This window comes from Gluconobacter thailandicus F149-1 = NBRC 100600, assembly GCF_000964465.1.
Taxonomy (GTDB): Bacteria; Pseudomonadota; Alphaproteobacteria; order Acetobacterales; family Acetobacteraceae; genus Gluconobacter; species Gluconobacter thailandicus.
Window position 1 is genome coordinate 41,668 of the sequence record NZ_BANH01000050.1, and the last position, 21,794, is coordinate 63,461.

Sequence of the window (21,794 nt, forward strand, 5' to 3'; positions counted from 1 at the left end):
GATGATACAGTCACACACTGGAACAATCCAGTGGCAAACACCTGTTTTCGAGTAGTTTTTTACGTTTTCACGAAGTTTTTTCGGCACTGAAATTAAGACTGGCTTTGTACCCTATTCTCAACATCCAATCTTTCCATCAGAACCAACAAATCCTGCCAGGCATTCCGCCGTGCAGCCGGACTGGCCGCCAGCTGAAGCGGGTGCCGCATAGGAAGCAGAGGGATCGGATTCGGCAGACCAGGAATCGCCACTGCAGTCCACTTCCCCCTCAGGCGGTTCAACATTGCCTGATCGCCCAACAACATCCGCAATGGCGTCACTCCCATCGTGACAATCAAAGGCGGCCGACAAAGCGCAATCGTCTTGAGCAGAAGTGGCTGACAGGACCGCATTTCCTGATCAGTGACACCACGCCCACCGGGTGGCCGCCAGGGAACGGCCGGCGCCATGGATAAAGACGCCCGATCCAGCCCTACAGAGACCAGCATCCGCTCCAGAAGCCCTCCTGCCCTGCCCGCAAACAGCGTTCCTGAACGGTCTTCATCGGCATCAGGCGTTTCACCAATCAACATGAAAGGAGCATGCTCCACATGAACCGGCTTGAGCCGGTGGGTTGCCGTCCGAGCCAGAAAGAGGTCGTCCAGCGTCTCGCTGGCGGCAATAAGGGACGGTAAATCCTTTGCCTGCTCCAGAGCGAACGGCGCTGAGCTTCGTATCGATACAGACGGAGTCTGTGGCCGCAGAGGCACCTCTGTCCGCGCAGGCAGGGCTCGAGAGGCCTCGGAAAGACGATCAATCGTCTCTTCCGAGAGGACTTCGTCCACTCCCCATTCGTATTGCAGCTGCAGGGCAGCAAGCAGTTCGGCCCGGCTCGGAACTGGCTGGGGCGTCATGAAGCATCCGTTCAGGTTGGCGTCAGACCACAGGCGGTCTAGGATTGTTTCCATTATGCAGATCACGCGCGGCTGGCCCAGATCAATTCCGGTTTTTTCCTACTCGCTTCGCGCGGGTCTTTCAGCAGTCCTGCTGGCCGGGGTGCTGTTTCCCCCCGCTTCTGCCGCGCCTGCGCCGGAAGTTCTGCCAGCGATCAGCCCCGACAAATCACTGACCGGGTGGCTCCTGGCCTCCAGCGTCATGATGCAGCGTGGGGAGATCGACGCGGCGCACGATGCCCTCTCGCATGTGCTGGCCTTATCCTCGCGCGATCTGAAGCTGCATGAAGACGGCCTACGCTACGCTGCGATGACCGGTCATGAAGACGAAGCCGTCGCCTTGGCGAAGACCCTTCCAGCCAGTGACATTGCTACCCTTGTTCTTGCGCAGAACGCTGTTCCCAGAAAAGCCTGGACAGAAATGCGTCAGACCCTAAGCCGTAACAGCCATCACGGACCGCTGGTTTCCGTATCGGCCCCCGTGCTGCTTGCGTGGGCGCAGGCAGAAGAAGGACACGTCGATCAGGCCCTCAGCACGCTGAACGCTGCAGCAGTCTTTGCTCCGACACGCCGCCTGTACCAGCTTCATGCCGCCCTGATTGCAGAGCGTCTCCCAACCCCGCATCAGGCCCAGTCTTTTTACCAAAAGGCAGGCAGCAGCCCCGATGACCCCCTCACCCTCCAGGTTTTGTACGCTCAGCTTTATGGTGGCTGGCTAGAGGGGCAAGAACAACATCCGGCCGCACGTGACGCAATCGCTGCACTTGGCGTCAGTTCACCCCTTGCTTCGATGATTATCGGCCCCCTTCAGCACAATCTTCGAAAACGCCCCCCCTTATCCGCAGCACAAGGTGCAGCAATTCTGAATCTGCAACTTGGCCTGATGATTACGGACATCATTCAGCAGGAGGGTATCCCGCGGGATCCGGCCATTATTACTCTCCAGCAGGCACTTTATCTTGATCCCAGCCTGACGGTGGCACGCATTTTTCTGGCAGACACCTTTCGGGAAGGAAACCAGATTCCTAAAGGGCTGGACGTTCTCGAACATGTTTCCAACACGGATCCACTCGCTGCGTTAGCTGCTCAGGAACGTGTCAATCTGGCCAGCCGCTCTCACGACTTACCGATGCAGGCAGATGCCCTGAATCGTGCTCTGGCTCTTCTCCCGGACAATCCGGAATTTCTGGTCCAGCTTGCAGAAGTCCAGGACCAGATGGGACATCATGCCGATGCGATCACTCTCTATACAAAGGCTCTGAAAGCCTCCCCACCACGCAAGGAAATTGCCTGGCCTATTCTCCTCGGCCGCGCCATGGCGGCTCAGGAGAACGGAAACTGGGCCATGATGCAGGATGACATGCATCACGCTCTTGAACTGGCGCCAGATCAACCGGAAGTTCTCAACTTCGTTGGATATGCCAGCATTGAGCACGATCTAGACCAGGAACACGCGCTTCAGCTTCTCAAACGCGCACTGGAACTTCAACCCAATGACCCTTCTATTCAGGACAGCTATGCCTGGGCCCTTCTGAAGCATAAAGGTGACCTGAAAACAGCTCTCCCCATTCTCATTCAGGCTGCCGAACACGCATCCAGTGATGCTGAGATTGGTTATCACCTGGGAGTTGCCTACTGGTATCTGGGCCGCCACACAGAGGCACAGGATCAGTGGAACCAGTCCCTGGATGACAATCCACAGCCGCAGGATCGCACGCTCATTCTCAATGCCCTTCAACAGGGCGGCCCACATCTTAAAGCGTTTGAACAGGACAAATGACCCTTCTTCAAGACACCGCTCACGCCAAGATCAATCTCTACCTGCATATGACCGGCCGCCGCCCTGACGGATATCACCTTCTCGACAGCCTTGCGGTTTTTGCGGGTGCCGCTGATGAGGTGCGTATTGCGGAAAAATCAGACCGCTTTTCTCTCTCTATTGAAGGACGCTTCGGCGCAGGCTTGGAGGCTGACGACAGCAACCTCGTCCTTCGGGCTGCCCGCGCTCTTCAGGCTCATGCCGGAAAAAACGACCCCTATCACCTGACGTTGGAAAAAAATCTTCCAGTCGCGTCTGGCATTGGCGGCGGATCAGCTGATGCCGCCTGCACGCTAAGATTGCTAGGAGAGCTCTGGAACATCGATGAGGCAGACCTCATCGCTATTGCGGAACCTTTGGGAGCCGATGTGCCGGTGTGCGTGCAGCAAAAACCAAACCGAATGGAGGGAATTGGAGAAATTCTGACAGTGGCTCCCGCCATGCCAAATGGCGGCATCCTACTCATCAATCCGGGCCTTGCAGTTTCCACACCCGATATTTTCCGAAGCTTCGCCGCTATGGGAGGAATTATTGAACGGCCTGCTCCCGTATTCCCCGCCCGCTGGACCTCCATGAGCGATCTTGTGGAGATGCTCTCTCTTACAGCCAATGACCTTCAAGCTCCTGCAATCCACCACGCCCCAAGTATCGGGAAAGTCCTCGACACACTGGATATGCAGAAAGAGTGCCTAATGGCTCGTATGAGTGGATCAGGCGCAACCTGCTTTGGCCTCTTTCCAACCCCAGACGCAGCCCGCAACGCTGAAATTGAGCTTTCCAAAGAGGCCGCCCATCTGGGATGGTGGACATGGGCAGGCCCCCTCCTTCAGGATTAACGCGTTTCTACGCTTCAAAGAGAGTCTCAGGAAGATGACAACCGGACCACGCATGCAGGTTACCCGCTCCGAGGACGGACAGAAGATTGTTCTTTCTTTCTTGGAGAGCAGCGGCCTTAACGGCGATATTACGCTTGATGAAGCCCAACTCACCCAACTGATTACCAGCCTGGGTCTGGCGCGAACCGCTCTGGTAGAAAAGAAACCCTCGGCACCCATTGAAGGTGCTCGGTTTTCTCCCGTGTACAAAACCAACTGGGCACTTCAGATCGATACCCTGACAGAGGGGTCTTTATTGGCATTCCAGCACCCGGCTTACGGCCCGGTTGGACTTGTGTTTACTCCCACCGACGCGGAACAACTCATTCGGGGACTTCAGCGTCATCGCGCGATGGTTCACTCCACTCCGGATGATGCGAGCAAACCTAGCTAAAAACCAGTTAGAAGAGTTCAATATCACCCGCATACTGCGAAGAAGGCTCACTGCTTCCAGTAAGCCTCTCACGCAGAGCGGCTAACGTCACCTGCTCGACCGCGTCAGCACTAATTGTGATGCCCAAGACATCTTCCTGGCCTGCAAGCCGTTGAAACAGACTCTGAAACTGCTCGAGAGTCTGCGTTAGGGAATCAAAAGACTGCAAAGTAGTGGTCTCTTCAGGAGCGACATGTGAAAGTGCCAACTGCTCTAGCGTCTGACATTCACTAAGAGTTCGTGAAAGATGACCGGCAGCCCCTTGGAACAAAGTCGCAAGCGCAAGAAACGCCATATTCTCAGGCTCCGCAGATCGGACCAAACACGGCCTCGATGCGAGCTTTCAGAGAACTGGTCGTGAATGGCTTGGCAAGAAAATTGTTCACCCCCGCAGAAATGGCTTGCTGAACCAATTCCTTGCTGGCCTGCCCCGTCAGCATGATGAAGCCTGTTTTTGCACTATGCGAAGACGCACGCACGGCCTTGAGCAATTCGAGGCCGTCCATATCTGGCATGTTGAAATCAGAAATAATCAAATGCGTTGGATTTGCCTTCAGGTGCTCCAAAGCCTCTATTCCGTTACGGACGCCTGCGACATGCACAAATCCAAGCTGAACTAGACTGTTCCGCAGAAGCGAACGAATGGATGTCTGATCGTCCACAAGAAGAACGGACATGGATGAAGCGGAAATCATTAATGACTCTCCTGAGTACGATTTTCAGCAAGACGAAGGACTGATGGTCCTATTTCAGACAGCGGCAACTGCACTTCTACAGCTCCACATTCAAAGGCAGCCTTTGGCATGCCGTAGATGATTGACGTGTTGCGATCCTGCCCGATAGTTCGTGCACCACTCTGCCTCATGGCCAGCAAGCCCCGAGCACCATCAGTCTCCATCCCTGTAAGAATGACACCTACAGCATGCCGTCCTGCCGCTTGGGCAACTGAAAAAAACAGGGCGTCCACAGAGGGACGATGTCCATTGAGAGGAGGACCGGACACAAGATGACAACTATAAGGAGACATACGTCCCGTGCGGGATACTTCAGTGTGCATCTCGCCCCCGGGAGCAATAAATACTTTTCCCCTGGCAAGCTTGCATCCATCTGTCGCGAGACAAACTTCTGGACGTGAAATTGAATTGAGACGCCGGGCAAAATTTTTAGAAAATTGCTGCGGCATATGCTGCACAATCACTGTCGGGGGGCAATCTTCCGGAAAACTTCCTAGCACTTCTCCGAGTGCCTCAACTCCTCCCGTTGAAGCGCCGATTGCAACTATAAAGTCAGAGCTGCCCGAAAAGCCGGTCGAGACACCCAGATGAGCATTGACACGTTGAGAGGCCGCACGAACAACCACGTCTGCCAAACCCACAAAAACAGCTTCACCTTGCTCACCGGACGATTTGGAAAAACATTCTACAGCTCCCAGTCGACAGGCCATTTCAACCATTTCGCTGCGAGCCGCCAGAAGACTAGACACCATGACAACAGGCATGGGCCTCAGACGCATAATCTTTTCCAGAAACTGCAACCCATTCATTCCGGGCATTTCAACATCTAACGTCAACACGTCGGGCTTAAGCTTTAAAATCAGGTCCTTAGCTTCAAGTGGCGTACCCGCTGTTCCAACAACTTTGATTTTAGGGTTCCGCTTAAGCGCAAGCGTTATAAGCGCTCGACTTGTCAAAGAGTCATCAACAACCAATACAGAAATGGTTTCGGAATAAATCTTATGGCCGCCAAACACTATTTTACTCTCTTATATGAATTCAATCCTACAGGCCTCAAACCAAGAAGATCTGGATTCGAAATTCTTTCCGAATGTCCAATATATATTTCACCGCCCACGTGAAGTCTTTCAGCTAATCGGGACCATAATTTTTCTCTTGTTGGCTTATCAAAATAAATTGCTACATTTCGACAAAATATCGCATGAAACTTTGATTCAAACGGCCACTCAGTTATAAGGTTTAGAGATTTAAATCTTACTGTTTCCAATATTTCCTTTTTGAAAGTGAACTCTTTTCCTTTTTCTAAGCAAAATTTATTAAAAATTTCCAAAGGAATAGATTTTTTTTCTTCTAGATCGTAAAATCCAATTCTGGATCGTTCAAGCATATTAGTATCAATATCAGTTCCTAAAATTTTCATCTTAGCGGTTGACAAATCCGCAAGAATTTCAGAAGCAGTCATTGCTGCAGAATAAGCCTCCTCTCCACTTGAGCAAGCAGCAGACCATATGCGTAATTCTTCACCATTTTTTATTTTATTAATAAATCCATTTCGGATTATATTTGATAGATAATTAAAATGATGCTTCTCTCTATAGAATGCCGTAACATTTGTTGTTAAAGCAGCAACCATTTGCGAACGCTCAACTGCATCTGATTGAATAATATCACAATATTCCTCAAAATTTGAAATTTTATTTTCTCTCAGCCTTTTATTTAGACGCGAGAATACAAGGTCTTCTTTCTTATCATTCAAAAGAATACCTGAAACATCGTAGGCGATCTGAGAAATAATCCTTAAAGAACGCCGTGATATTTTCTCGTCTTTGTTGCTCAATGAAAGCATTCTTTAATAAGATTTGGGATATCCAAGATAAATATGACACGGCCTTCAATAGAAAGTATTCCCTCTAGAAACGTGGAAACATCTCCTTGAGAAACATCAGGAAGATTTTTTCTGCTATTTTCGTCGTAGTCGATAATGTCTGAAACATTATTAACAGAAAATGAAACTGTTTTTTCACCATTTTCTATAATAACCATGGCTTTTTTTTCGCCATTATCGCTCGATGGATTTATTTTTTTACAAAAATCAACGAGAGGAATAACCGTTCCACGAATATTAATAATTCCTTCCATAAAAGACGGAGAGGAAGGAATAGGTGTAGCCTGAACCCAATTCCGAATTTCGCGTACAGCACCAATATCAATGGCGTACTCTTGATCGTACGTCGTAAAAACAAGCACTTTTGGCATTTTGATTTTCCTTATTTAGCCGCTCTGACATTTTTTTTCCCGGAAACACTTTCAATAAGAAAATCTACGTCCACAATCAGCGCGACGCCCCCATCCCCCAAAATGGTAGCTGACGAAAACCCGGATATTTTTTTATAATTTTTTTCTATTGATTTAACTACAAATCTGGACTGATCAATGATTTCATCAACAATTAAAGCAATTTTTTCTTTTTTTTCATTTTCTATTATTAAGCATGAATTATTTTTTGTTTCTATTTTATTTTTTTCAGTTAAATTTTCGCTATTTATAATAGGAATATACTCATCACGGTAGGGATATCCCCACACATCTTCCGAAATTTTGAATTTTTTACTTTCTTGAAAAAGAAATGCTTCCACCACTCCAGAAACTGGAACAATAAAATTTTGCTTCTGGGTTCTGAAAATTAGTCCTTCGACAACAGCTAAGGTCAACGGAAGCGAAATCGAAAATAATGTCCCTTTGTCTTCTTCTGTTAAAATAGAAATTCTTCCGCCTATTTCAGAAATGGATTTTCTAACGACATCCATTCCTACTCCCCGCCCCGAAAGGTCAGACACATTTTCAACGGTAGAAAAACCAGGCTCGAAAATAAGGTTTTGTATTTCTTCTTTCTCCATTAGAATAGAATTATTAATAATTCCCTTTGAGATCGCTTTTTGATGAATTTTTTCACAATTCAAACCGGCGCCATCATCTTCAATTTCAATTATAATCCGGCCAGAACGATGAAATGCACGTAAAGACAATTGCCCTTCTGCAGGTTTTCCTGCTGCAACACGAAGATGTGTACTTTCGAGCCCATGATCTATGGCATTCCGTACCATGTGTGTCAGAGGGTCAGATAATTTTTCCAGGATAGACCGATCAACCTCAGTGTCTTCACCTTCAAGATGTAGAATTACGTCTTTTCCAGAAACTCGACTTGTTTCGCGTACAATACGCCCCATCCGTTGAAAAACGGTTTTAATAGGATGCGCCCGCATTGCCATCACGTTTTCCTGCAACTCATGCGTGAGTTGATCCAACTCAGAAATGACAATGTCCAGCGCAGAACCAGGACGAATATCATTAACTTTCATCTGAGAGCGAATAGCTCCTTGATTAATTACAAGCTCACTCAGAAGATCTACAAGTTTATCAACTCGCTTGGTATCAACCCGGATAGTTGGATTTTCTTTTCTAGAGTCTCTCGATGGCTTCTGTGCTCCAGAAAATTCGTCAACCTTATTTTTGTCGAAATTATTTGGAATTTTTCCTGCTAATTTGCAACTAACGTGTTTTTCTTCTAAAAATTCTACTTTGATATTATCTCCAGACCATTCGAAAATTTCTTCAAGAGAATTCTTATTTTCATTAGAAAATATTACAATATTCCATGTAGAATACGTTTTATTTACATTAAATTCCTCAATGTTAGGTAAATCATCACAGTGTATCTCGACTTCCATTTCTCCTTTTTTTTCTAAAAAAGACAGAATGTTACGAATATCGTCTCCGCTTTCATATAAGCCAATTCTAGGAGTAATTTCTAATAAAAATTTCTCTTTTTTTGGAAGATCAATTTTTATTGGAGTGAAAGAAATTCCTTCTATATCTTCAGGGAGTTCTTCAACTGAGACTGGACTTTTCGAAAGTGCTTCTGGCACGTTGATATAACGATCCAGTTCTTCAACCACATCATCTTGAACTGATAGATCTGTTCCATCTCGATAAAATGCTACGATATCGGTAAGTACGTCGGCAGCCTTTAAAAAAGTAGCTATGGCGGCTTGGTCAACCGTGCACTCTCCGCCGCGAAATTTTTCTAGTACCGCTTCAAACAGATGGGAAAACCGAACAAGCTTTTCCATGCCGAATGCCCCAGCTCCCCCTTTTATGGAGTGAACCGCCCGGAAAATAGTATTTATCTTTTCTCCTGGACCTGTCGCTGCATCCAGAGAGGAAAGCTCTTCCTCAAGAAGGCTCAGCTGTTCTCCGCATTCTTCAAAGAAGATTAACCGGATACTTTCCAAGTCATCAGTTTCAACATAATTGTTCATGCCGAGACCCGATCAATCGTGTTCAAAAGACGCGTTGCATCAAATGGCTTTACGAGCCAGCCTGTCGCACCAGCTTCGCGACCTTTTTCTCTTACTTCTGGACTGCCTTCGGTTGTCAAAAACAGAATAGGTATAAATTTCGTTTTAGCTTGCTGTCGCAATTTCTGCACCAATTCGAAACCATTCATACGAGGCATATTAAGGTCAGTAATAATAATAGATGGGTCAAATTCACTTAGCTTTTCGAGCGCATCCATACCATCTTCTGCCTGACAAACAGTATATCCTGCGCCTTCCAGCGTATTTTTCAGAAGGTTCCGGATTGTTCTCGAGTCATCAACAATCAGAATATTCACTGTGTCTTGTCCCCATCTAAAAGCCTTCTAGCTCCAAGCAGAATCAAAGACTTTTCCAGTTCAGGCGAAGGGTTTTGAATTATGAATTTCTTATTGCGCGCCAGTGCAGTTTTTCGGGCTGACAGTAAGATCTCGAGGCATCGGCCGCCCAAACGTTTCACCTCACTGCCATCCAGAACAATATCTTCTGGCAAAGCTTTCAGGTGTTCCAACAAATCAAAAGAGACTCCTGTCTCAAGAAGCTCTGGCAAACAAAAAATTTCCATTACCGAAACTCCTCCCAACCTTCATCGGAGGTCTGATATCGCTCTGTAACCAAAGGCATAGAAGGTGATAGGTCACGTCGCTGAACTTCGGAGCTAACGGGAGAAACATCTTCACTACACAGATGAAAATGACGAACAATCTGAACCAGCTCTTCGGCTTCAGCGCTTAGATTGTGACTTGCCGCTGTGGCCTCTTCGACCATTGCAGCATTTTGTTGTGTATTCTGGTCCATCTGACTGACGGCAGTACTGATTTCAGAAAGATTATTAGCCTGATCTTGAGCTGTCGTTGCAATCTCACCGATAAGAAGACTGATTTCACCTACGTTTTCCACAATGGTCTTCATTGCTCCTCCCGTTTCCTGGACCAGAGCCGTACCTTGGCTAATTTGCTGAATACTGGAACTAATCAGACTTTTGATATCCTTGGCAGCGTCTGCCGAACGCTGCGCCAGGGCTCGCACTTCTGTTGCGACGACAGCAAAGCCTCTTCCCGCCTCCCCTGCTCGAGCGGCCTCTACGCCGGCATTCAGAGCCAAAAGATTTGTTTGAAAAGTAATGTCGTCTAACAATCCAAGGATCTGACCAATTTGCTTGGAAGAGTTTTGAATATCCAGCATGGCCGCTGTTGCCGCGGCCATCACATCCCCTGAGTTTTGTGCCCGCTCAACGGTCTGCTGGGCAACAGTGCTAGCGTGAGTTGCAGCCTCAGCAGTTTTTTTAACGGTTTCTGTCACAGCTCCGACAGATAGCGTTGTTTCTTCAAGTCGACTGACCTGCTGCTCGGTGCGGCGGGCAAGGTCGTCTGCGGCAGATGCGATTTCTGCCGAACCGGACGAAATTGTCCCAACACTGTCATTCAGGGACATCAAAATTTTCTGAAGATCTTCAGCAGTGGCATTAAAATCCAATCGAAGTCGCTCATATCGCTCCGGAAAAGCATCTTCTAGACGGTGATCCAGACATCCTGCTCGCAATTTGCTCAGCGCCACGCCGAGAACTTCTGTCATTTTTTCAAAAGATTGGGATTCTACTTGAGTCTCTGCCTGAGCACTTTCGGCGTTTTCCTGCGCTCTCAACAAGGCTGTACGGGCTTCAAATGCATCCTTGTTGCTTTTGAGGAGATCAGACTGCACACGCTGTAAGCGTGCCTGTATTGCGACGAGCTCAGGAACCGAATTTTCAGATGGAAGGATGTCCTGAACGGCAAGGACATGAGAGCCTTTTGACAGGGCATAAGCAGGCCGGACTATTCTAAAAAACAGTATGATAGCCGCAAGCAGGCTCAAGAGCAGAACCAGCCCGTCAGGCGCTACTCCCATGAAAACAGGCATCGAAGAGCCAGTTCCCGGCACACTCCAGAAGCGCCAGAATGTAACTCCTGTGAGGACCACTACCGGAAAAAGCACTGTCGCCCAGAAGAAAAAACTGGAAGCGATACTACTTTCAGATCGTACGCTCACATGAGAGGAAAACATTCCAGATTGCCCAGTCATAACAGGTCCCCATATCCCGCAGGCGCAAGACCTACGAACATGGAAACCTGTTTACGGGGAACTGATTGATAGTCTGTTAACAGTCCGTCGCCTTATGCTCTTGGCGCCCGGAAACGTTTACTCAGCAGCCTGACGGTCTGGGTCATTGGCCGGAATGTCCGTGTCATGCTGCGCATATAACTTGCGTCCACGCCCGATCCACAAACGGTAATGGCGCATGAAATCGCTGCCAAGCAGTACATCCGTATCTGGCAGATCATCCACAACAGCCAGGCGGATATTGTGAAACACGATATCGCCGACCTCAAGCGTTGAAAAAAGATGATGATAAGCCTTCACGGGATCATGGGTTATCCCCCAGACTACGCTTACAGGATCCTGCTGCAGCATTTCGCGCGTCACACCTGCACGACGTGCCGTATGCATTGTCATGGCCGTATTCGTAGCACCGGTATCCAAAGTCGCGTCCGCCAAATGCCCATTGATCTTGACGTCCAGTATCGTCTTCGAGTTAGCGGACACGCCATGATTCACGTGAATGGTATGAATACGTTCGCCCCAACCGGGCGTGGGACTTGGACAATCTTCAGTTCGAACCAAGCGGACGATATGATCGGGAATATCAATGATCGTATCGTAGTTGCCAAGGAAATCGGCACCAAACAGACCGACAACCGGAAGGCCATCTATAGACCTTTCAAATTTTCCTGCCGCAACAACAGAAAAATTAGACGCTTTGGATGGCCCCATTTCCAGGCTGTCGATCTTCACGACCTCAGCGAGTTCTGCGCCCCCCACGCCGCTGATCGTTCCGAACGCTCCCAGCACCTCCAGACCCAGAGGATTAATATGGGATGTTCCTATCAAAGACGTCATTGACCCCGTATCCACAATAAGGGCAACGGGATGACCGTTAATGCCCGCCCGAACAATGGGAGAGCCTGAACGATTGATGATGGGCATCACACCGCTTGTATAAACCTTGCATTGAAGTGGCCCTGTCGGCGAGCAGGCTGCCAATCCCGACACAAGCGTTCCGATGATGGCTCCCTGCATCCATGTTCTCATGCCCATCTCGTTCCACTTTTCATTATTGCAAACCGTTACACTTGTCTCGCAGGATCAATTTCCCCCGCAAGTTACTTTTTTTGTTCAAAAAAGCATTTTTTTCGAAAAAGCCTCTTGCCACTGTCCGGGGAGGTTGGTAAATCACCGCCACCGACCGAGAGGACGCCAACACGGCACCAAACGGACGGTCCAAAGATCGCTGAAAAGCGGTTTGCGGGTGTAGCTCAGTTGGTTAGAGCGCCGGCCTGTCACGCCGGAGGTCGCGGGTTCGAGCCCCGTCACTCGCGCCACTCTTTACATGAGTGGTGTATAAATCTCCCCAAAAAACTAAAATCCACTGAAATGATGTCGGTTACATACCGTTGCACTTCGTTTTGAAGCGATAAGACTTTGGTAAGGATACGTTAACGCCTGCCATACCACACTGATACCTCCTTCTTTCTTCAAGGATGTATCATGTCTTCCAGCATTTCTTCCCTTGGCTCTTCTGCCATGTCATCCCTTTACAGCACTGGAAGCCGCCAGGACACGTCTTCAACGTCTTCCACCCAGGAAACGACAACGACGACATCCACCAATGCTGACGGGTCTGTCACGACGACTGTCACTGATTCTTCGGGTAATATCGTTTCCGAGACAACGACTGGCGGCACATCTTCTGGTTCTACCAACAGCGACCGCGAGCTTGACCTTACTGCCTGAGACAGGTCCAGTCAGGCCGTAAGGTAAACGTCCAGCACTTCGTCGGGCGTTCCATCCATCCGGATCCGGCCATCCTCCAGCCAGATAACCCGTGTGCACCATTTGCGCATCACATCTGGCTGGTGGGTAGAAATCACCAGAATATCCGCATGCTGGACCATGGCCTCAAGACGGTCCTGCGCCTTGTTCATGAAAGCACCATCGCCTGCCAGAAACCATTCATCCATCAGCAGGATCTGAGGTCTCATGGCCGTCGCCAGACCAAAAGCCAGACGCACAGTCATCCCGGAACTGTAGGTTTTCAGGGGCATATCCACATACGACCCCAAATCCGCAAAGTCCTGCACGTCCCGATCAATCTGGCTGATCTGCGCCTTGGATAACCCGCCATGCAAGCCATACAGACGAATATTTTCCCGTCCTGTCAGCTCCATATTCATGCCAAGACCGGCATCCAGCAGGGTGCCCAGGGAGCCTTCCAGCCTCACGCGGCCACCAACTGGCTCATAGATGCCAGCCATGGTCCGCAAAAGTGTTGTTTTTCCTGCTCCGTTCCGGCCAATCAGACCAAGACGTTCGCCAGACTTCAGATTGAAACTGATCTCCCTCAGAACACTGACGACTGTGCGCTCGCGCCCGTCCTGCATCAGATGAGCCGCGGGAGACCCTGGACGTAGATTGGAAAGTGTATTTCCGACGTGCTTCTTCAGAGACCGGCTCTGGCCGTGATAAAGCGGGAAATCGATCTGGAGCCGATCAATGTCGATACGGGGCATGAGGTCAGATCCAGTAAGGGATACGGGCGCGCATCCGGCAGAACAGGGCTGCAGCCAGTCCCCATAATAGAGCACCCTGAACAATCGCTGCGATCCACAAAGAGGAACGCACATCATATCCCATCAGGGGACCACGCATGATTTCGAGGATGGGATAAAACGGATCCAGCAGCAGATACTGGCGGCCCACATAAATCAGATCCGGCTTCCAGATCACAGGCGTGACGAAGAAGAAGATCTGAAGGATGGAGGACATGATTGGCGCAATGTCCCGAAAGCGGGCGCCCAGCATGCCAATCAGGAGAATGATTGCAAAACTGTCCAGAAACCAGATGGGCAGACTGACAAGCAGGCTCCAGCTCTGTTTGGGCCAGAGATGATAAACGCCGAAAACGACAGCAATCACTACGACGTTGTGCAGGAACGTCAGCACATTGCGGACAACGAGCCGGATAACGGGAAGTGTCGCCGGGATACGTCTTGCATGGAAGAGAGACGTGCTTTGCGTAAAGACCGTCGCCGCATCGTTGATGACGCCGCTGATATATCCCCACAGAACGATCGAAAGCGACAGAAACGGCAGGTAGTGCGGCAGATCCATGTGGAAAAGGTAGCCGTAAACCACCCCCATTGCCGCAACCATGATGGCCGTTGAAAGCGTCAGCCAGAATGGCCCAAGAATTGAACCGCGATACCGTAGCTTGATATCCAGCCAGCCCAGCGCAAGCGCCAGCGGCAGCAGACGCAGTCCAGCCTTCAGATCATCCAGAGCGGCCCGTACACGGCCGAATCCCCTCTGCGGTGCGAGATCAAGTATGGGAGTACGGGAGTTGCTGTCTTCCATGAGCCTCTCCCTACCATGAAAGACGTTTCTGCCCACCCCTGTGACCTGAGGAAACATATACCTGCGAATAAAAGAATGTTTTCCCTTGCATCCGGCGCGATCCTCGCCGACATGCTGCGGTCATGTCTTATGCTGTGAAGGAAATGTTCGTAACCCTCCAGGGAGAGGGTGCGCAGACGGGTCGTGCGTCCGTGTTCTGCCGGTTTGCCGGGTGCAATCTGTGGTCAGGCCGTGAGCAGGATCGTGAAACGGCGGCATGCCGCTTCTGCGATACGGACTTTATTGGAGTGGATGGTGAAGGCGGTGGCCGCTTCAAAACCGCTTCCGAACTGGCCGAAACCATCGAACAGTGCTGGAAAAATGCTGCGGACGAAAGTGGCCGACGTTACGTCGTCTTCACGGGTGGCGAACCTCTCCTGCAACTGGATGCGGAACTGATTGCCGCTGTCAAAGCCAATGGGTTCGAAATTGCCGTCGAAACGAACGGTACAATTACTGCACCCGCGGGGATCGACTGGGTCTGTGTCAGTCCCAAGCCGGGCGGCCCTCTCGTCCAGACCAGCGGCGCGGAACTGAAACTCGTTTATCCACAGACAGAGCTTCCGCCTGAAATGTTCGATGGCCTGTCGTTCCAGCATTTCTGGCTTCAGCCCATGGATGGGCTCGCACGGCTGGAAAACACACAGGCTGCGGTGGCGTACTGCCTCGCGCATCCACGCTGGCGCCTGTCCCTGCAAACCCACAAACTGATCGGAATCCCATGAGCAACGCCGCACTCGTCCTGTTTTCCGGCGGTCAGGATTCTGCAACGTGCCTGGCCTGGGCGCTGTCCCGCTTCGACCGCGTCGAAACCGTCGGCTATGCTTATGGCCAGCGTCACCTCGTAGAGCTCGAATGCCGGGATACGCTCCGGACCCGGATGGCCGAACACTCCCCGGAATGGAAAGCACGACTTGGCGAAGATCACACGATTGATCTCGCCTCCCTCGGCGCTTTGTCCGAAACGGCCCTGACACGCGAAGCCGAGATCGGTTTCAATGAAAGCGGCCTGCCCAATACATTTGTACCAGGCCGCAACCTGATTTTTTTGACCTTTGCAGCTGCCCTCGCCTATCGCCGAAACGTCAAGCACATCGTCACCGGTGTGTGTGAGACCGACTATTCAGGCTATCCGGACTGCCGTGACGATACAATCAAGGCCCTTCAGGTCGCGCTCAATCTCGGTATGGACCAGCGCTTCGTATTGCATACACCGCTGATGTGGATCGACAAGGCACAGACCTGGGATCTGACAGAAGAACTTGGCGGCAAGACGCTCGTTGATCTGATTAACCATGAAAGCCATTCGTGCTACATGGGAGACCGGACCCATCATCACGCATGGGGCTATGGCTGCGGCACGTGCCCGGCCTGTGAACTTCGCGCGGATGGCTGGCGTCGATACTGCGAGAGCCAGGTATGACGGCCGAACTCGTTTTTACCCGCCGTTTCTGCATGGGTCACCGGCTGATTACCGGAAGCAGCGAGAAATGTGCCATTCCACATGGTCACAATGAATATGTGAAGGTAACGCTCAGGCCCGTAGAAGAGATACGCCTGGACGGTCATCAGAACATGATCCTGCCGTTTGCAGAGGCCAAGACGCGCTGGCATGACTTTGTGGACAACAGCCTCGATCATGCTCTTCAGCTTTCGGAGCATGACCCGCTTCTGGCATGGTTTCGCGCTCATGAACCTGAGCGCGCACGTAGGATCGTCGTTACGCCCGGCGACCCGACAACCGAAGTTATGGCCGCTCTCCTGCTCGCCAAACTGACGGCTATTCTGGCTGATCAGGGCTCCAGCCTACGCGTTTACGCTCTGGAACTGGAAGAAACCCCCACCAACACCGTGCGCCTGACGGGTGATCCGGCCTTCTATCTGCCACAAGTCAGCCGAGCTCCACAGGAGTGCTGGTGGAACCGGGCTGATATGAGTATTTCAGACGTCTGACGATTGTCAGCCGCGGAGGAGCGACAGGATCTCCATCCGCGCGGCGTGGTCGTGCTTCCATGTTCCCCGAGCTACGGTTGTCACGGTCGTCGAACCGGGGGAACGAACGCCGCGCATACTCATGCACATATGCTCGGCCTCGATTACGACCAGAACGGCTTCCGGTGCCAGAACATCTTCCATGGCCTGTGCCACCTGATCGGTCATGCGCTCCTGAAGCTGCGGACGACGGGCAAAACCTTCCACAACACGTGCCAGCTTGCTCAGCCCTGTCAGACGACCACCCGCTGGCAGATAGGCTACATGCGCCTTGCCATGTACCGGAAGCAAATGGTGTTCGCACATGGAATGAAAGCGGATATCTTTCACAATCACAGCGCCATGATGCTGATCGGCGGAAAACTGCGTTTTCAGATGCTCACGTGGGTCTTCATACAGGCCGCCGAAAACTTCCAGATACATCTTGGCCACACGTTGCGGCGTATCCTGCAATCCTTCGCGCTCGGGGTTTTCTCCCACGGCCTCCAGAATAGTCCGAATAGCACTGGCAAGCCGCTCTTCCGCATCTACAGGCCGTGACAGAGCACCTAGCGGTCGCTGATCGTCCTTGCAGGCAGTCATGGCAGTGGCGTTCAGATCTGTCATGGCGGGTTTCAGGCTCCTTCGTTCCCCGACGCGGCTTGACCCGGACCACGCCGGATCACATCTCCGCGGATGCGAGGCAGGACTGCTAGCGCGTCCGCCACCCGGCGTCCACCAATCAGCCGCTCCGGCGCGATTTCTGCCAGCGGCTCCAGCACGAAAGCCCGCTCAAAAAGGTGCCGGTGAGGCACCGTCAGGACACGGTCGGACAAGCTGCGATCGTCATAATACAGCAGGTCAATATCCACTGCCCGTGCCCCCCATCGCAGTCCCGGAATGCGGCCCAGCTCTCCCTCAAGCGCCTTGCAGAGCCTGAGCAGGGCATGAGGGGCCAGCGTCGTGCGGCCCACAGCACAGAGATTGACGAAAGCCGGCTGATCGATCCCACCCCATGGCGCGCTGTCATAGAGGGAAGATACATCCGTGATCTCCAACCCCTCTTCCATGGACAAGCGATCCAGCGCTGCATTCAGGGTAACTTCGCGCTCTCCAAGATTGGCGCCCAGAGAGAACGCCACATCATGAATACTGTGACGCGTCACAATCGTCGCTGTTTCGGATACCGGATACGGCACTGGAGCAGAGGGCTTGTGGACAGTCACAAGCACAACCTCAACCCGGTCCAGACGAGCCAGAATTTCGTCAGCAATCCGTCCAGCCAGCGCCTCGATAAGGCCCATCGGCTTTCCAGTGACAATTTCCGCAGCAATATCGCAGAGTGTCCCGTAACAGACGGCCTGAAGGTAGTCGTCACCCTCAATTGCACCTGACAGGTCGGCCCGGATCTCAATATCAATGATGAACCGCTGCCCAACACGGTTCTCTTCCGGCAGAACCCCATGATAGCCAAACAGACACAGGTCTCGCACGAAAACAGAGGTCAGAGGAGCCGAAATCATGCGTTCTCCTTGAGAAGGCATCGAATGGAGAGAGCGTCAGCGTGTTCACGAATGTCATGAACACGCAGAATATCGGCCCCCAGATCTGCTCCCACAAGATTAGCCGCTAATGTTCCCGCCAGACGGTCTTCTATCGGTCGGCCCAACAAATATCCAAACATGGATTTCCGGGAAAGCCCGAGCAGAATCGGACGCCCATACTCCCGTTTCAACGTCCCGAGGGCTGCGATCGCCTGAACATTCTGGTCCTGGGTTTTTCCAAACCCGACGCCGGGATCCAGAATAAGGCGATTTCTGTCGATGCCCGCTTTTTCGGCAAGCTCCAAGGAATGATCGAAAAAGCGCCGCCAGTCTGCCAGCAGGTCCAGTTGATCATCCACCTCATGCCGGTTGTGCATCACCACCGCCCAGGCTCCGCTATCCGCAATAACAGACGGCATTTCCGGATCCGCATGGAAGCCCCAGACATCATTGATAAGCCGCACACCACTCTGCAAAGCCTTGCGCGCAACTACGGCTTTCGTTGTATCGACAGAGAGGGCCACCCCTTCTGGAGCCAGCCTGTTAATAACGGGTTCGAGCCGGGCCCATTCTTCATCTGCCGGAACAAGCCTGAACCCCGGCCTGGTCGATTCTGCGCCGATATCTAAAATATCCGCCCCGTCCGTCAGCATTTCCCTGGCATGGGCTATGGCTGTCTCGGGTGACTGAAAACGCCCTCCATCAGAAAATGAATCCGGAGTGACATTCAGAATACCCATCAGGACAGGACGTCCCGCCGCATGAGGCTTCGACAGCCAGGAAGCACCGCCGTCAGGCGCAGACAGAAAAAACTGTTTCATCGTACCTTACATGAGACGCATGACGGCCTTGCGGATCAGACCATTCAAACCTGCGCAAAAGAGGACAGTGGCAGAGGATCCCAGACAAGATCTTCCGCGGGGCAAGGACGACCGAGAAAATAACCTTGCACTTCCGTACACCCCTGGGTCCGGAGAAATCGGTAATGTTCCAGGGACGATACCCCTTCTGCGGTCACGGCGATACCCAGATCGACCGCTAGTTCGATAGCGTTCCGCACAATGGCCGCGCTTCGGGAATCCTGAAACAGATCCTGCACGAAAATGGTATCGAGCTTGATTTTGGAGAACGGGAACAGGCGCAGATAACTCAATGTTGAAAAACCCGTGCCGAAATCATCCAGCACCAGTCTGACACCCTGCCGGTCCAGCAACTGGAACGCATGACAGACACTCGGGTCCCGTTGCAATCCCAGGGTTTCAGTCACCTCGATCTGCAAGCGCCGTGGATCCAGTCCAGCACGGGACAATGTGGCCAGGATCCGTTCCGCAACCTGAGGCTGAGAGAACTGGGACGCCATCATATTGACCGCCACCCAGAGATGGGAGGGCCATTTCACCGCAGCCTCACAGGCAGTTTCAAGAACCCAGAAGTCAAACTCACTTCCACGTCCAGAAACCTCAATCAGACCGATGACCCGTTCAATTGAAAGCGGTCCATGTCGGGAGCCATTCCAGCGCGACAGCGCCTCAAACCCGTTGATTGCTCCCGTCTGCGCGTCAACAATCGGCTGGTAAACGAGAGAAAAAGCCCGTTCCTGAACAGCCTGCCTCACATCCTGAAGCAGATACTGCTGGCGCTCTTCATCTTCCAGTGTAAGGCGCTCATAGAAAGAATATCGCTCCTGAGTTTTTCCTCTTGCATCATGCAGGGCCATGTCGGCCGCTTCCAGGAGGATTTCGAGAGTTTGTCCTTTGCCAGACACCGGGGCAATTCCGGCGGACACTCTGGCGGAAAGAACCGCGCCGTCGCTTAGAACCATCGGTTTCTCAAGCAATGCCATCAATTCAAGAGCCAGAGATTTTGCGTCTTCCAGATCTGAAGAAAGAGGATTTTGTACGATCGGGAAAAACGCAAATTCCGCCTTGCCGTAACGCCCCGCCACACCTGGCTTGTCCTTGGCGAACCGTCGGAGGCGATTTCCCGTTTCTGAAAGCAGTTCATTCCGGGAGGTCTCGTCCTGCGTCTCCACACCATCACGAAAAAAATTATCCAGTGACAGAAACAGGAGTGCGCCGAAACGAAATAGCGCAATTTTTTCAAGCAGTGCACTTTGCAACTGCTCACAGAAAGCAAGACGGTTCAAAAGCCCTGTCAGTTCATCATGTCGGATACGTTCGGCATAAAGAGATCTCGCATTCCGCTGCCTGGTTACATTCGCACCGATCCCACGATAACCATGCAGAACCCCGTGCCTGAAAACAGGGCGCCCTGTCATAAGCCACCAAATGGTATTCTCACCGACTGTGACAGGGATACACAGGTCCCTGAACGCCAGCCTGTTGGCAAGACAGTGGGCTAAATGTGCTGACGCAGACATGGGCTGCCCGTCAATCAAGGGAAGGGGGCACCCCGGCTGAATGACAGGTAACGCCAGAAGATCAACAAGCCGCATACCGGCCATCTCTTCAGAAGATCGTTTCAGAAGGGTGCAAAATTCGTCGGAGGGCGTCTGTATGCAACCATTTGCATCGATTTCCCAGATCCAGTCACCAATATGGCTGTCAGATCCGCGGGCCATCATGCTCATGATCTCATTTCGCTCCCGCTGTTCAAGACGGTCCTGCAAAAGCCGCTGCAACAGATAGCGAGCCAGCCGGCTGACGCCGATTACGAAAAGGCCGCAGACTGTCGTTTCCAGAAAGAGCGAAAGAATAAGGAATGCCAGCGCACCGCAGAAATGTTGCGCCATCACCAGACATGCTGCGGCCACGACAGGAAGCACCAGAGCCTCAACAGCTCCACTGACAACCGAACACAACAGAAGGGGCGCAAAAAGCCCCATGCAGACTATCACTGCAACAATATGCGCCTTCTCACTCGGCATATGGAAGACGCAGATCAGAAACCAGCCCCAGACCACACCCAGCGCGCCATTCAACAGTCTGAGCGATCGGGCTATCTGACTGTATGTCCAGGCGTATCCGAGATTTTTAGCAGGCGAAGCCTCCCTTCCGGCAAACCAGCTTCTGATCGGACATTCACAAAAACTGCTGAGGAAAGGCCATTTCGAAATGGTCCATAAACCCACAAGGCTCTCCACACATGCCACAAGCATGAGTGCGGCCCAGTAATCTATTGACCAGAGACAGACCGCAACAACAGGCGCACTGAGTAGTTGAGCAAAAAGAAAGAACGGGAGAAAAAGAGCCAGAACCCGCAGACGTGAATAGTCAAATGCAGATTGCAAATGCGTCGGTACGCGGGAATGACCCAGATGAAGGGACTGAGCCAGAATTCGGCCTGAACGAAACGTCAGAAAGCGAAGCAGACGCCTTGGGGAAAAGAAACGCACAAAACGAAAGACGCCCCCTTCCGTATTGGAAAATGGCTGTTTTTCCTGAAAATTTCCAGGACTGAAGGAGTGATCCGATGCGAAGTCGCTCCTTACTTCGCGTGGTTTTCTGTCTGCCATCGGGGCCGTACCAGGGGAGCGTTTTGTTTCGACTGCCCACTTGAACAGCTGCCTGACGCAGCAATCCAAGGTGGGAAACAGAAGATTACACAGATTATGTTTAGGCTCAGGACTCATAGCCAGAACATGATGGTTGCGGCGAGGC

24 protein-coding genes and 1 tRNA gene are annotated in these 21,794 nt (G+C 51.6%); 8 read left to right on the forward strand and 17 right to left on the reverse strand.

Translation table 11 applies throughout. The annotated features are described in order from the left end of the window. Positions 1-92: 92 nt before the first annotated feature. Complete coding sequence (locus tag B7444_RS12710; RefSeq protein WP_007283822.1) at positions 93-947, reverse strand: uracil-DNA glycosylase; 855 nt, start codon at positions 945-947, stop codon at positions 93-95. A gap of 1 nt (position 948) precedes the next feature. On the opposite strand from B7444_RS12710, the gene B7444_RS12715 reads away from it, so the two are divergent. The 3 genes from B7444_RS12715 to B7444_RS12725 are packed head-to-tail and all read left to right on the forward strand — an operon-like array spanning position 949 to position 4,020. Next, positions 949-2,712, forward strand: coding sequence for a tetratricopeptide repeat protein (locus B7444_RS12715; RefSeq protein ID WP_007283821.1), 1,764 nt, complete (start codon positions 949-951; stop codon positions 2,710-2,712). Then, positions 2,709-3,587: a 4-(cytidine 5'-diphospho)-2-C-methyl-D-erythritol kinase gene (locus B7444_RS12720; protein WP_007283820.1), complete on the forward strand. Its 879-nt coding sequence runs from the start codon at positions 2,709-2,711 to the stop codon at positions 3,585-3,587. The genes B7444_RS12715 and B7444_RS12720 overlap by 4 nt, the downstream gene beginning before the upstream one ends. 52 nt (positions 3,588-3,639) lie before the next feature. Further along, positions 3,640-4,020, forward strand: coding sequence for a hypothetical protein (locus B7444_RS12725; protein WP_007283819.1), 381 nt, complete (start codon positions 3,640-3,642; stop codon positions 4,018-4,020). 7 nt (positions 4,021-4,027) lie between these two features. Here the strand turns inward: B7444_RS12725 and B7444_RS12730 are convergent, their stop codons facing one another. The 10 genes from B7444_RS12730 to B7444_RS12775 all read right to left on the reverse strand — a co-directional run bounded on the left by B7444_RS12730 (position 4,028) and on the right by B7444_RS12775 (position 12,298). After that, positions 4,028-4,354 carry a hypothetical protein gene (locus tag B7444_RS12730; RefSeq protein WP_007283818.1) on the reverse strand — a complete coding sequence of 109 codons (327 nt, stop codon included), beginning with the start codon at positions 4,352-4,354 and terminating at the stop codon, positions 4,028-4,030. Positions 4,355-4,358: 4 nt separating this feature from the next. Continuing rightward, complete coding sequence (locus B7444_RS12735) at positions 4,359-4,754, reverse strand: response regulator (protein WP_007283817.1); 396 nt, start codon at positions 4,752-4,754, stop codon at positions 4,359-4,361. After that, positions 4,754-5,809 (reverse strand): protein-glutamate methylesterase/protein-glutamine glutaminase, encoded by a 1,056-nt coding sequence (locus B7444_RS12740; RefSeq protein WP_007283816.1) that lies wholly within the window; start codon positions 5,807-5,809, stop codon positions 4,754-4,756. Before B7444_RS12740 ends, B7444_RS12735 begins: the two co-directional genes overlap by 1 nt. Then, positions 5,809-6,639, reverse strand: a complete 831-nt coding sequence (locus B7444_RS12745) for a CheR family methyltransferase (protein WP_035729850.1) — start codon at positions 6,637-6,639, stop codon at positions 5,809-5,811. Before B7444_RS12745 ends, B7444_RS12740 begins: the two co-directional genes overlap by 1 nt. Then, a complete protein-coding gene (locus B7444_RS12750) occupies positions 6,627-7,049 on the reverse strand; it encodes a chemotaxis protein CheW (RefSeq protein WP_007283815.1) in 423 nt (140 codons plus the stop codon). Before B7444_RS12750 ends, B7444_RS12745 begins: the two co-directional genes overlap by 13 nt. A gap of 11 nt (positions 7,050-7,060) precedes the next feature. Beyond that, the gene (locus B7444_RS12755; RefSeq protein ID WP_007283814.1) at positions 7,061-9,112 is read right to left on the reverse strand and encodes a chemotaxis protein CheA; all 2,052 of its coding nucleotides are present in this window, start codon (positions 9,110-9,112) and stop codon (positions 7,061-7,063) included. Continuing rightward, entirely contained in the window at positions 9,109-9,468 is a 360-nt protein-coding gene (locus B7444_RS12760; protein ID WP_007283813.1) for a response regulator, read from the reverse strand. The genes B7444_RS12755 and B7444_RS12760 overlap by 4 nt, the downstream gene beginning before the upstream one ends. Further along, positions 9,465-9,734 carry an STAS domain-containing protein gene (locus B7444_RS12765; protein WP_007283812.1) on the reverse strand — a complete coding sequence of 90 codons (270 nt, stop codon included), beginning with the start codon at positions 9,732-9,734 and terminating at the stop codon, positions 9,465-9,467. The genes B7444_RS12760 and B7444_RS12765 overlap by 4 nt, the downstream gene beginning before the upstream one ends. Continuing rightward, positions 9,734-11,230 carry a methyl-accepting chemotaxis protein gene (locus B7444_RS12770; protein ID WP_231502873.1) on the reverse strand — a complete coding sequence of 499 codons (1,497 nt, stop codon included), beginning with the start codon at positions 11,228-11,230 and terminating at the stop codon, positions 9,734-9,736. The genes B7444_RS12765 and B7444_RS12770 overlap by 1 nt, the downstream gene beginning before the upstream one ends. A gap of 117 nt (positions 11,231-11,347) precedes the next feature. Next, a complete protein-coding gene (locus B7444_RS12775) occupies positions 11,348-12,298 on the reverse strand; it encodes a retroviral-like aspartic protease family protein (protein ID WP_224777854.1) in 951 nt (316 codons plus the stop codon). Positions 12,299-12,511: 213 nt separating this feature from the next. Here B7444_RS12775 and B7444_RS12780 point away from each other — a divergent pair. After that, positions 12,512-12,588 (forward strand) — tRNA-Asp (locus B7444_RS12780). Positions 12,589-12,754: 166 nt separating this feature from the next. Further along, positions 12,755-13,000, forward strand: a complete 246-nt coding sequence (locus B7444_RS12785) for a hypothetical protein (RefSeq protein ID WP_007283809.1) — start codon at positions 12,755-12,757, stop codon at positions 12,998-13,000. A gap of 11 nt (positions 13,001-13,011) precedes the next feature. Here the strand turns inward: B7444_RS12785 and B7444_RS12790 are convergent, their stop codons facing one another. Then, positions 13,012-13,776, reverse strand: coding sequence for an ABC transporter ATP-binding protein (locus B7444_RS12790; RefSeq protein ID WP_007283808.1), 765 nt, complete (start codon positions 13,774-13,776; stop codon positions 13,012-13,014). Between the two features lie 4 nt (positions 13,777-13,780). Next, a complete protein-coding gene (locus B7444_RS12795) occupies positions 13,781-14,620 on the reverse strand; it encodes an ABC transporter permease (RefSeq protein ID WP_007283807.1) in 840 nt (279 codons plus the stop codon). A gap of 122 nt (positions 14,621-14,742) precedes the next feature. On the opposite strand from B7444_RS12795, the gene queE reads away from it, so the two are divergent. The 3 genes from queE to B7444_RS12810 are packed head-to-tail and all read left to right on the forward strand — an operon-like array spanning position 14,743 to position 16,612. Next, complete coding sequence (queE, locus tag B7444_RS12800; protein ID WP_007283806.1) at positions 14,743-15,384, forward strand: 7-carboxy-7-deazaguanine synthase; 642 nt, start codon at positions 14,743-14,745, stop codon at positions 15,382-15,384. Next, on the forward strand, positions 15,381-16,082 hold the full coding sequence (gene queC, locus B7444_RS12805; protein WP_007283805.1) for a 7-cyano-7-deazaguanine synthase QueC: 702 nt from the start codon (positions 15,381-15,383) through the stop codon (positions 16,080-16,082). The genes queE and queC overlap by 4 nt, the downstream gene beginning before the upstream one ends. After that, positions 16,079-16,612 (forward strand): 6-carboxytetrahydropterin synthase, encoded by a 534-nt coding sequence (locus tag B7444_RS12810; RefSeq protein WP_007283804.1) that lies wholly within the window; start codon positions 16,079-16,081, stop codon positions 16,610-16,612. The genes queC and B7444_RS12810 overlap by 4 nt, the downstream gene beginning before the upstream one ends. A 6-nt stretch (positions 16,613-16,618) precedes the next feature. Here the strand turns inward: B7444_RS12810 and folE are convergent, their stop codons facing one another. Genes folE through B7444_RS12830 form a run of 4 tightly spaced genes read right to left on the reverse strand, consistent with a single transcriptional unit; the run spans position 16,619 to position 21,529 of the window. Then, positions 16,619-17,257, reverse strand: coding sequence for a GTP cyclohydrolase I FolE (gene folE, locus B7444_RS12815; RefSeq protein WP_007283803.1), 639 nt, complete (start codon positions 17,255-17,257; stop codon positions 16,619-16,621). 8 nt (positions 17,258-17,265) lie between these two features. Then, positions 17,266-18,153: a 2-amino-4-hydroxy-6-hydroxymethyldihydropteridine diphosphokinase gene (gene folK, locus B7444_RS12820; RefSeq protein ID WP_007283802.1), complete on the reverse strand. Its 888-nt coding sequence runs from the start codon at positions 18,151-18,153 to the stop codon at positions 17,266-17,268. Beyond that, positions 18,150-18,995 carry a dihydropteroate synthase gene (gene folP, locus B7444_RS12825; protein ID WP_007283801.1) on the reverse strand — a complete coding sequence of 282 codons (846 nt, stop codon included), beginning with the start codon at positions 18,993-18,995 and terminating at the stop codon, positions 18,150-18,152. The genes folK and folP overlap by 4 nt, the downstream gene beginning before the upstream one ends. 44 nt (positions 18,996-19,039) lie before the next feature. Beyond that, on the reverse strand, positions 19,040-21,529 hold the full coding sequence (locus tag B7444_RS12830; RefSeq protein ID WP_231502872.1) for a putative bifunctional diguanylate cyclase/phosphodiesterase: 2,490 nt from the start codon (positions 21,527-21,529) through the stop codon (positions 19,040-19,042). Positions 21,530-21,794 lie beyond the last annotated feature (265 nt).

What these genes read in the sequence shown, in the direction of transcription:
- B7444_RS12810 (WP_007283804.1), top strand. Translation starts at nt 16,079, where the DNA reads ATGACGGCCGAACTCGTTTTTACCCGCCGTTTCTGCATGGGTCACCGG.
- B7444_RS12770 (WP_231502873.1), bottom strand. Translation starts at nt 11,230, where the DNA reads ATGACTGGGCAATCTGGAATGTTTTCCTCTCATGTGAGCGTACGATCT.
- B7444_RS12720 (WP_007283820.1), top strand. Translation starts at nt 2,709, where the DNA reads ATGACCCTTCTTCAAGACACCGCTCACGCCAAGATCAATCTCTACCTG.
- queC (WP_007283805.1), top strand. Translation starts at nt 15,381, where the DNA reads ATGAGCAACGCCGCACTCGTCCTGTTTTCCGGCGGTCAGGATTCTGCA.
- B7444_RS12765 (WP_007283812.1), bottom strand. Translation starts at nt 9,734, where the DNA reads ATGGAAATTTTTTGTTTGCCAGAGCTTCTTGAGACAGGAGTCTCTTTT.
- B7444_RS12785 (WP_007283809.1), top strand. Translation starts at nt 12,755, where the DNA reads ATGTCTTCCAGCATTTCTTCCCTTGGCTCTTCTGCCATGTCATCCCTT.
- B7444_RS12735 (WP_007283817.1), bottom strand. Translation starts at nt 4,754, where the DNA reads ATGATTTCCGCTTCATCCATGTCCGTTCTTCTTGTGGACGATCAGACA.
- folP (WP_007283801.1), bottom strand. Translation starts at nt 18,995, where the DNA reads ATGAAACAGTTTTTTCTGTCTGCGCCTGACGGCGGTGCTTCCTGGCTG.
- queE (WP_007283806.1), top strand. Translation starts at nt 14,743, where the DNA reads ATGTCTTATGCTGTGAAGGAAATGTTCGTAACCCTCCAGGGAGAGGGT.
- B7444_RS12755 (WP_007283814.1), bottom strand. Translation starts at nt 9,112, where the DNA reads ATGAACAATTATGTTGAAACTGATGACTTGGAAAGTATCCGGTTAATC.
- B7444_RS12715 (WP_007283821.1), top strand. Translation starts at nt 949, where the DNA reads ATGCAGATCACGCGCGGCTGGCCCAGATCAATTCCGGTTTTTTCCTAC.
- folK (WP_007283802.1), bottom strand. Translation starts at nt 18,153, where the DNA reads ATGATTTCGGCTCCTCTGACCTCTGTTTTCGTGCGAGACCTGTGTCTG.
- B7444_RS12710 (WP_007283822.1), bottom strand. Translation starts at nt 947, where the DNA reads ATGGAAACAATCCTAGACCGCCTGTGGTCTGACGCCAACCTGAACGGA.
- B7444_RS12790 (WP_007283808.1), bottom strand. Translation starts at nt 13,776, where the DNA reads ATGCCCCGTATCGACATTGATCGGCTCCAGATCGATTTCCCGCTTTAT.
- B7444_RS12730 (WP_007283818.1), bottom strand. Translation starts at nt 4,354, where the DNA reads ATGGCGTTTCTTGCGCTTGCGACTTTGTTCCAAGGGGCTGCCGGTCAT.
- B7444_RS12725 (WP_007283819.1), top strand. Translation starts at nt 3,640, where the DNA reads ATGCAGGTTACCCGCTCCGAGGACGGACAGAAGATTGTTCTTTCTTTC.
- folE (WP_007283803.1), bottom strand. Translation starts at nt 17,257, where the DNA reads ATGACAGATCTGAACGCCACTGCCATGACTGCCTGCAAGGACGATCAG.
- B7444_RS12750 (WP_007283815.1), bottom strand. Translation starts at nt 7,049, where the DNA reads ATGCCAAAAGTGCTTGTTTTTACGACGTACGATCAAGAGTACGCCATT.
- B7444_RS12775 (WP_224777854.1), bottom strand. Translation starts at nt 12,298, where the DNA reads ATGAGAACATGGATGCAGGGAGCCATCATCGGAACGCTTGTGTCGGGA.
- B7444_RS12795 (WP_007283807.1), bottom strand. Translation starts at nt 14,620, where the DNA reads ATGGAAGACAGCAACTCCCGTACTCCCATACTTGATCTCGCACCGCAG.
- B7444_RS12745 (WP_035729850.1), bottom strand. Translation starts at nt 6,639, where the DNA reads ATGCTTTCATTGAGCAACAAAGACGAGAAAATATCACGGCGTTCTTTA.